This is a genomic window from Immundisolibacter sp., from assembly GCF_028696615.1.
In the GTDB taxonomy this organism is placed as follows: domain Bacteria; phylum Pseudomonadota; class Gammaproteobacteria; order Immundisolibacterales; family Immundisolibacteraceae; genus Immundisolibacter.
In genome coordinates this window covers 1-8,006 of the sequence record NZ_JAQVGQ010000121.1, presented here as the reverse complement: position 1 = coordinate 8,006, position 8,006 = coordinate 1, and the positions used below count along the sequence as shown (strand labels likewise).

7 protein-coding genes are annotated in these 8,006 nt (G+C 69.4%); 2 read left to right on the top strand and 5 right to left on the bottom strand.

Features of this window, described 5'->3' with window-relative positions:
* Positions 1 to 1,082 (bottom strand): hypothetical protein (locus PHC73_RS08965; RefSeq protein WP_300126894.1); only part of this gene is annotated, 1,082 nt, incomplete at its 3' end.
* Positions 1,083 to 1,091: 9 nt separating this feature from the next.
* On the bottom strand, positions 1,092 to 3,788 hold the full coding sequence (gene acnA, locus PHC73_RS08960) for an aconitate hydratase AcnA (RefSeq protein ID WP_300126893.1): 2,697 nt from the start codon (positions 3,786 to 3,788) through the stop codon (positions 1,092 to 1,094).
* 154 nt (positions 3,789 to 3,942) lie between these two features.
* Here acnA and purB point away from each other — a divergent pair, with 154 nt between their 5' ends.
* Together purB and PHC73_RS08950 are read left to right on the top strand one after the other, a co-directional pair.
* The gene (gene purB / locus PHC73_RS08955) at positions 3,943 to 5,310 is read left to right on the top strand and encodes an adenylosuccinate lyase (protein WP_300126891.1); all 1,368 of its coding nucleotides are present in this window, start codon (positions 3,943 to 3,945) and stop codon (positions 5,308 to 5,310) included.
* A 3-nt stretch (positions 5,311 to 5,313) separates the two neighbouring features.
* Positions 5,314 to 5,784, top strand: a complete 471-nt coding sequence (locus PHC73_RS08950) for a hypothetical protein (RefSeq protein WP_300126889.1) — start codon at positions 5,314 to 5,316, stop codon at positions 5,782 to 5,784.
* Between the two features lie 40 nt (positions 5,785 to 5,824).
* Here the strand turns inward: PHC73_RS08950 and PHC73_RS08945 are convergent, their stop codons facing one another.
* The 3 genes from PHC73_RS08945 to PHC73_RS08935 form a co-directional block, all read right to left on the bottom strand.
* Positions 5,825 to 6,319, bottom strand: coding sequence for an aromatic-ring-hydroxylating dioxygenase subunit beta (locus tag PHC73_RS08945; protein ID WP_300126887.1), 495 nt, complete (start codon positions 6,317 to 6,319; stop codon positions 5,825 to 5,827).
* Positions 6,316 to 7,719: a Rieske 2Fe-2S domain-containing protein gene (locus PHC73_RS08940; protein WP_300126885.1), complete on the bottom strand. Its 1,404-nt coding sequence runs from the start codon at positions 7,717 to 7,719 to the stop codon at positions 6,316 to 6,318. The genes PHC73_RS08945 and PHC73_RS08940 overlap by 4 nt, the downstream gene beginning before the upstream one ends.
* A 13-nt stretch (positions 7,720 to 7,732) precedes the next feature.
* The coding region (locus tag PHC73_RS08935) for an amidohydrolase family protein (protein WP_300126883.1) at positions 7,733 to 8,006 on the bottom strand (274 nt) is incomplete at its 5' end.

Below are 8,006 nucleotides of genomic sequence, written 5' to 3'. Positions count from 1 at the left end.
CGCGCCACGATGCCGATGCGACCCTGCGTGTAGCGGCGCAGGAACGCCCGCAGGCGGAAATAGCGCAGGTAGTCCGACACCAGCACGTGGTAGCCGAGCGCGGCGAGCGTGTCCACGCGGGCCAGGAAGTCGGCATTGTCGACCCGGTCGCCGTCCTCCATGACCGTGGCCATGGTCATCTCGGCCACCGGCAGCACCCTGTCCGCCTCGCCGCCGAAGGCCGCCAGGCCCGCCACGAACATGTCCTCGTGGCGGCGCGTCACCGGCCGAAAGTTCGAACGCACCGCCAGCACGTCCTTGCGGTGCAACGCCTCGCCGGGCTGCACCACGTGGCCGTCCGGGTCGAACATCACCGCCCGCGTCAGCCAGCTGCGGATCAGGTGCAGATTCAGCAGACGGTTCTCGCAGCCGGCGAACGCCGGGCCGGTGAACTCGATCATGTCGATTTCGATGCGGTCCGAGCCGGCGCTGGCGCCACCGGACAGGTCGTCGGCCAGGCTCTCGATCAGCTTCTCGGGCGAGTCGGCGTAATTGAAGGCGCCGTAGATGAGGTTCACGCCGAGTATGCCGAGGGCTTCCTGCTGGGCGCGCGCGTCGTCGTCCAGCATGCGCACGTGCAGCACGATGTCGTTCGGCGCGCCGCCCGGCGTCAGCTGCAGGCGCACGCCGATCCAGCCGTGACACTCGGCGCGGCGCTTGTAGCTTTGCGCTGCCACCGTGGCGGCGTAGGCAAAGAACGTGGTCTCGGTCGGTCGCCGCCCCTCCAGGCGCTCGATCAGCAGCCCGAACTCGTGCTCCAGCATGCGCCCCAGGCGCGCCCGGCTCACGTAACGCCCGCCCGGCGCGCGGCCGTAGATGGCGTCCGAGAAGGTCATGTCGTAGGCCGACATGGTCTTGGCCACCGTGCCGGCGGCGCCACCGGCACGGAAGAAATACCGGGCCGTCTCCTGGCCGGCGCCGATCTCGACGATGCTGCCGTACTGCGCCGGGTGCAGGTTGACGGCGAGCGCTTTCTGGAGCGCCCCCGGCGCCTCCATCAGCAGCGCCGGGGTGACGTGGGAGCCGGGATTCGGACTGTCCATGGCGCCCGCTCAGGCCGCCGCCATGAATTGCCGCAGCACGTAGTTGAGGATGCCGCCGTGGCGGTAGTACTCGACCTCGATCGGCGTGTCGATGCCGGCCACCACCTCGATGTCGCGCGCACCGCCCGCCGCCTCGACGCGCAGCGTGAGCGTCTGGCCGGGTTTCAGGTCGTCGCCGAGGCCAGGCAGCGAGAAGGTCTCCTCGCCGGTCAGGCCCAGCGAAGCCGCGCTGTCGCCGTCCTTGAAACGCAGCGGCAGCACGCCCATGCCGATCAGGTTCGAGCGGTGGATGCGCTCGAAGCTCTCGGCCAGCACCGCCCGCACGCCGAGCAGGAAGGTGCCCTTGGCCGCCCAGTCGCGCGACGAGCCGGCGCCGTACAGCTTGCCGGCCAGCACGATCAGCGGCGTGCCGTCCTGCTTGTAGCGCATGGCGGCATCGAACACCGGCATCACCTCCCCGGTCGGCAGGTAGCGGGTCCAGCCGCCCTCCTTGGGCGCCACCAGCTTGTTTTTGAGGCGGATGTTGGCAAACGTGCCGCGCGTCATGACGCGATCGTTGCCGCGCCGCGAACCGTAGCTGTTGAACTCCGACGGCGGCACGCCGTGCTCGAGCAGGTAGCGGCCGGCCGGCGAGTCGACGGGGATGTTGCCGGCCGGCGAAATGTGGTCGGTGGTGACGAAATCGCCCAGCACCAGCAGCGCGCGCGCCTGCCGCAGCGGCACGATCGGCGCCGGCCGCGGCGGGAAGTCGTCGAAATACGGCGGCCGCTGGATGTAGGTGGAATCCTCGCGCCAGCTGTACACGGCCGAGCCGGTGTCGGTGGCGATGGCGTTCCAGTCCGGGTTGCTCTGCGCCACGTTGCCGTATTCCTGCCGGTACAGGGCCGGATCGTTGGCGGCGGTCATGGCGTCGGCCACCTCGGCGCTGGACGGCCAGATGTCGCGCAAATAGACCGGCTGCCCATCGCTGCCGGTGCCGATCGGCTCGCGCTCGAAGTCGATGTCGACCCGCCCGGCCAGCGCGTAGGCCACCACCAGCGGCGGCGAGGCGAGGTAGTTGGCACGCGTGTGGGGACTGACGCGGCCCTCGAAGTTGCGATTGCCGGACAGCACCGCCGCGGCGACCAGGTTGCCCGCATTGATGGCATCGACCACCGCCTCGGCCAGCGGACCCGAGTTGCCGATACAGGTGGTGCAGCCGAAGCCGACGATGTTGAAACGCAGCGCATTCAGCGGCTCGAGCAAGCCGGCGCGCTCGAGGTAGGCGTTGACCACCCGCGAACCGGGGGCGAGGCTGGTCTTGACGTAAGCCGGCACGCGCAGCCCCTTGGCGACGGCCTTTTTGGCCACCAGTCCGGCACCGACCATCACCGACGGGTTCGAGGTATTGGTGCACGAGGTGATGGCCGCGATGACCACCGCGCCGTGGCGCAGTGCCTCGCCGCTGCCGGCCACCGGCACGCTCGCGCCGAGCTGGTCGGACGCCACACCGAAGCCGTCCTTGTCCACCGGCGCGGCCAGCGCGGCCAGGAAGCTCTCCTTCACCTTGGAAAGGCCGACGCGATCGTGCGGACGCTTGGGGCCGGCCAGGCTCGGCTCGACCGTGCCCATGTCCAGTTCCAGCACGTCGGTGAACTCGGGCTCGGCGCTGTCCGCGGTGCGGAACATGCCCTGCGCGCGGTAGTAGCGCTCCACCTCATCCAGCACCGCCGGCGGCCGGCCGGTGTTCTTGAGGTAACGGATGGCCTCGGCGTCGACCGGGAAGAAGCCGATGGTGGCGCCGTACTCAGGCGCCATGTTGGCGATGGTGGCGCGGTCGGCCAGCGGCAGCGCGTCGAGCCCCGGGCCGAAAAATTCGACGAATTTCTCCACCACGCCGAACTTGCGCAGCATCTGCACCAGCGTCAGCGTGAGATCGGTTGCCGTCACACCCTCACGCAGCTTGCCGGTCAGGCGCACGCCGACCACCTGCGGCATCTTGATGTAAATCGGCTGCCCCAGCATGCAGGCCTCGGCCTCGATGCCACCCACACCCCAGCCGACGATGCCCAGACCGTTGATCATGGTGGTGTGCGAATCGGTGCCGACCAGCGAGTCCGGGTACAGCACGCCGCCATGGCTGCGCAACACACCGCGCGCGAAATATTCCAGGTTCACCTGGTGCACGATGCCGACCGCCGGCGGGACGATGCTCAGCTTCTCGAACGCCGCCTGGCCCCAGCGCAGGAACTCGTAGCGCTCACGGTTGCGCTCGAACTCGAGCTTCACGTTCTTGGCCAGCGCATCGGGGCTGCCGGCGTAGTCCACCTGCACCGAATGGTCGATCACCAGGTCCACCGGCACCAGCGGCTCGATTTTCTTGGGGTCCTTGCCGGCGGCGGCCATGGCGCTGCGCAGCGCGGCCAAATCCACCACGCACGGCACGCCGGTGAAGTCCTGCAGGATCACCCGCCCCGGGATGAACGGTACCTCGGCGTCCGGATCGCCCTTGCCCCAGGCCAGCAGGGCGTCCACGTGGTGCGGCTCCAGCGCCGCATGATCCTGGTGACGCAGCGCCGCCTCCAGCAGCACCTTGACCGAATACGGCAGGCGGCTCGGGTCACCCAGGCCCAGTTCCGACAGCGCCGGCAGACTGAAATACGTAGCCTTTTCACCGCTGGCGAGCTCCAGCGTGCGACGGCAGGCGGCAAACTTGGACTGACCCATGAGGACTCCTGAACAGGCGAAGGCGATGCTGCCGCCGCGCGGACGGGCAACGGAAACGCGCCGTGGGACTGGCGCGGGCGGGCTAGAATTATAGCCAAGCCGCCCCGCCCCCCGCCTATGCGCTGGCGCGCCACCCGGCCAGCCCTGGAGCCCTATGTCCGCCTTCGAACTGACCGCCCTGTCGCCGCTGGACGGCCGTTATCGGGAAAAAACCGCCGCGCTGCGCCCGCTGTGCAGCGAATTCGGCCTCATCCGCTACCGCCTGCGAGTGGAGCTGGCCTGGCTGCGCCTGCTGGCGCAGACGCCCGAAATCGCCGAACTGCCGCCGTTCAGCGGCGCCGCGCTGGCGCGCCTGGATGCCATCGAAACCGGCTTCGACGAGGACGGCGCGGCGCGCGTCAAGGCGCTCGAGCACGCCACCAACCACGACGTGAAGGCGCTCGAGTACTTCATCCACGAGCAGTTCGAAGGCGACGACGAGCTCACCGCCGCCAAAGGCTTCGTGCACTTCGCCTGCACGTCGGAGGACATCAACAACCTGGCCTACGCGCTGATGCTGCGCGACGCGCGGCAAACCGTGCTGCTGCCGCAGCTGGACACCGTCATCGGCCGGCTGACGGCGCTGGTGCACGAAGCGGCCGACGCGCCCATGCTGGCGCGCACGCACGGCCAGCCGGCCACGCCGACCACGCTGGGCAAGGAAATCGCCAACGTGGTGGCGCGCCTGCGCCGCCAGCGCGATTCCCTGGCACGGGTGGAGATTCTCGGCAAATTCAACGGCGCGGTCGGCAACTACAACGCGCACCTGGCCGCCTACCCGCAGGTCGACTGGCCGGCGCTGGCCGAGCGCCTGGTCGCCGGGCTCGGGCTCGGCTTCAACCCCTACACCACGCAGATCGAACCGCACGACTGGATGGCCGAGCTGTTCGATGCGCTCTCGCGCGTCAACACGGTGCTGATCGATCTGTGCCGCGACGTGTGGGGCTACGTGTCGTGGGGCTACTTCCGCCAGCAGGTGGTGGCCGGCGAGGTGGGCTCGTCCACCATGCCGCACAAGGTGAATCCGATCGACTTCGAGAACGCCGAGGGCAATCTTGGCATCGCCAACGCGCTGCTCGAACACCTGGCGCGCAAGCTGCCGATCTCGCGCTTCCAGCGCGATCTGACCGACTCCACGGTGCTGCGCAACGTGGGCGTGGCGGCCGGTTACACGCTGCTGGCCTGGCAGTCGCTGCACAAGGGCCTGGGCAAGCTGCAGGTCGACCGCGCCGCGCTGGCGCGCGACCTGGACACCGCCTATGAAGTGCTGGCCGAGGCCATCCAGACCGCCATGCGCCGCTACGGCGTCGAGAATCCCTACGAGCAGCTCAAGACGCTGACACGCGGCCAGGCCATCGATGCCGCCACGCTGGCCGCCTTCATCGACGGCTTGCCGCTGCCGGCGGACGAAAAACGCCGTCTCGCCGCGCTGACCCCGGCCGCCTACACCGGCCTTGCCGCGCGTCTCGCGCTGGACGTGTGACCGATGCGCGCGCTGCTCGCTGCCGCCCTGGCGTGCCTGCTGGCCGCCTGCGCCAGCACCCCGGCACCGGCCCCCGTCGCCCAGGCGCCGGCGCCCTGCCCGGCGCCGACGACGGTGCCGGGCAACGTGTTCGTACGCCTGTTCGACGGTGTGCTCACGCTGCCGCCGGGCTACGTATTCGAGGGCAACCAACTCAGCGAGAAGGCGGTATTCCAGGGTCCGACCGGCGCCTTGCGCATCGGCCCGCGGTCGGAACTGAATTTCGGCTACATGGACTACGCGCGGGCCACGCTCAAGGCGCGCGAGCAGCGCTGCGGACTCGACATCCTGCGCCACGGCGGAGACGACCCGCCGCTGTGGCTGCTGCTCGGCAAGAAACACTACGCACTCATTTACGACCGCGAACCCGCCCGCGTGCCGGCCATCATCGACGGCTACTGTGCGTCGTTGAACAAGGTGGCGCCGGCGCCGTGAGGACAGCCGCACGCCGCGTGCCGGCCCGCCCGGCGCCTGCTCACACCTGATACACGTCGAAATACGACGGCACGCAGTCGCTGACCAGCGTGATCTTCTTGCGCGCGATGCGCCAGGCTCCCGGCCGGCCGGCGAGCTGATAGTCGTAGTAACCGAACAGGCTGGTGGCGGTTTTTTCCTTGTAGCTGTCCACACGCCAGGTGGCGTGCACGACAAGCCGATCGTCGGTCGCGTCCAGCAGACGCACGTTGTGCACCGCGTGGCACGTGCGCGGCAGCAGGCGGTGCGCCGGAGCGGCGGCGGACTGGATACGCCACACGCGTTCCTGCAGCCCCACCCGGCTGTCGTAGTACACCAGCGACACCTCGCCAGCGGGGTCGGCGGTCGGCGCATGCTCGCTCTTCCAGGCCGGCACCCAGAACTCGCAGTCCTCGGTGTAGAGCGCCAGCCAGTCGTCCCAGCGGCGCTGGTCGAGCGCCGCGGCCTCGTCGAACAGCAGGCGCTGCGCCTCGTCCAGCCGTTCGAGGTAGCTCATGCGCGCTGCTCCCGTGCCGCCCGCGCAGGCGCACTGCCGGCCGCCTGCATGCGCGCCAGCCACTCGCGGTAAAAGCCGCGGAACACCGTCTCGTCCTGGATTTCGACGCCGCTGCACGATTCGAGCGGGTCGATGCCGATCTCCCGCGCGTGCGCGTCCGGGCCGGCGATGACCTTTTCCATGCCGCGCGCGAAGCCCTGAATCCACTCGCTGTGCGGATCGCCGAGCCCGCCGGCGTGGATGTCCTCGTAGCAGGCCACGTCGTCCGGCGTGGCGATGCCGCTGGCGTTGAAAAAATCCTCGTACTGGCGCAGGCGGCGCCGCCGCCCGGCCGCCGGCTCGCCGCGCGGGGCGAGGCAGAACATGGTCATCTCGGTGCGGTCCGGCGCCAGCGGGCGGATCACGCGCAGCTGCATGCAGGCGCTGTCCACGAACTGGATGTTTGGAAAGAAATTCACTACCCGCGGGCGGAACATCCATTCCACCCTGCGCGGGTCCACGCCGCGGGCGAAAAGATCGTCCCGCATGCCCCACAGCGCGCGGTTCTCGCGCATCGGGTCGGTGCCCCAGAACACCGTGTGCCCGTGCGGGAAGGTGTAGGTGCCCTGCTCCTGCCCGGACAGGGCGCCGAGGTTGACGGCCTTCACCGAGTCCGCGCCGGCCGCGGCGGCCTCGCGCGCGCCGCGTTGCTGCACGATCTTGGCGAACGTGGAGTGCACCGTGGTCAGGTGGTAGATGTCCATGGTGTTCTCGACCTGGAGCTTCCAGTTGGCGCGGAACACGTAGCTCACCTCGCCCGGCAGGATTTCCATGCCCTGCGCGGACTGCTCGGCGAAGGTGTCGATGAAAAACCGCGTGTCGCCGAGGTAATCGGTCAGCGCCGGCACGTCCGCTGGCAGCGCGCCGAACACGAAGCCCTGGTAACTCGCGAGCGCGCCGAGTGGCTTCAGGTCATGGCTTTGCCGGTCGAATGCCTGCGCGTAGCCGGCCTGCGGCTGGTCCTTGATCTTCACGCACTGACCGGCGGAGTCGAAGCACCAGGCGTGGTACGGGCACATCTGCACCTGCGCGTTGCCGGCGCGGGCCACGTAAAGCCGCGTGCCGCGGTGCGGGCAGGCGTTGATGAAGCCGCGCAGCGCGCCATCCTGCCCACGCATCACCACCACCGGCGTGCGGCTGATGTGCGTGGTGTAGTAATCGTTGGCGTTCGGCAACTGGCTTTCGTGGCACAGGTAGACCCAGCTCGCCTCGAACACGTGCGCCATTTCGAGATCGAACAGCGCCGCGTCGCGGAACAGGTCCCGGTGCACGTTGAACTGCCGCTGCGCGGGTTGATCGATGAAGTACCGGCCGGGGTCGGTCAGCGCCGGGTGACTAGCGTCGCTCACTCGCATGTCCATGACTGCCCTCCCCTCAATTGACTGCCCGCCCCGGCAGCGCGCCCGTGTGCCGGCCGTGGTCGAACACCAGCTTGCCGTTGACCACCGTGCAGTCCACGCCGCGCGCCTCGGCGATCATCCGCTTGCCGCCGTCCGGCAGGTCCGCCACCAGATGCGGGCGCCGGTCCGAGCCGACGGTGGCGGCGTCGAACACCACGATGTCGGCGAAATAGCCTTCCCGGAGCAGGCCGCGCTCGCGGATGCCGAACAGGCCGGCGGCCTCGGACGTGATGCGCTGCACGGCGCGC

Excerpts from the sequence above, each read along its gene's own strand:
- acnA (WP_300126893.1), bottom strand. The coding sequence starts at position 3,788 with ATGGGTCAGTCCAAGTTTGCCGCCTGCCGTCGCACGCTGGAGCTCGCC.
- purB (WP_300126891.1), top strand. The coding sequence starts at position 3,943 with ATGTCCGCCTTCGAACTGACCGCCCTGTCGCCGCTGGACGGCCGTTAT.
- PHC73_RS08950 (WP_300126889.1), top strand. The coding sequence starts at position 5,314 with ATGCGCGCGCTGCTCGCTGCCGCCCTGGCGTGCCTGCTGGCCGCCTGC.
- PHC73_RS08945 (WP_300126887.1), bottom strand. The coding sequence starts at position 6,319 with ATGAGCTACCTCGAACGGCTGGACGAGGCGCAGCGCCTGCTGTTCGAC.
- PHC73_RS08940 (WP_300126885.1), bottom strand. The coding sequence starts at position 7,719 with ATGGACATGCGAGTGAGCGACGCTAGTCACCCGGCGCTGACCGACCCC.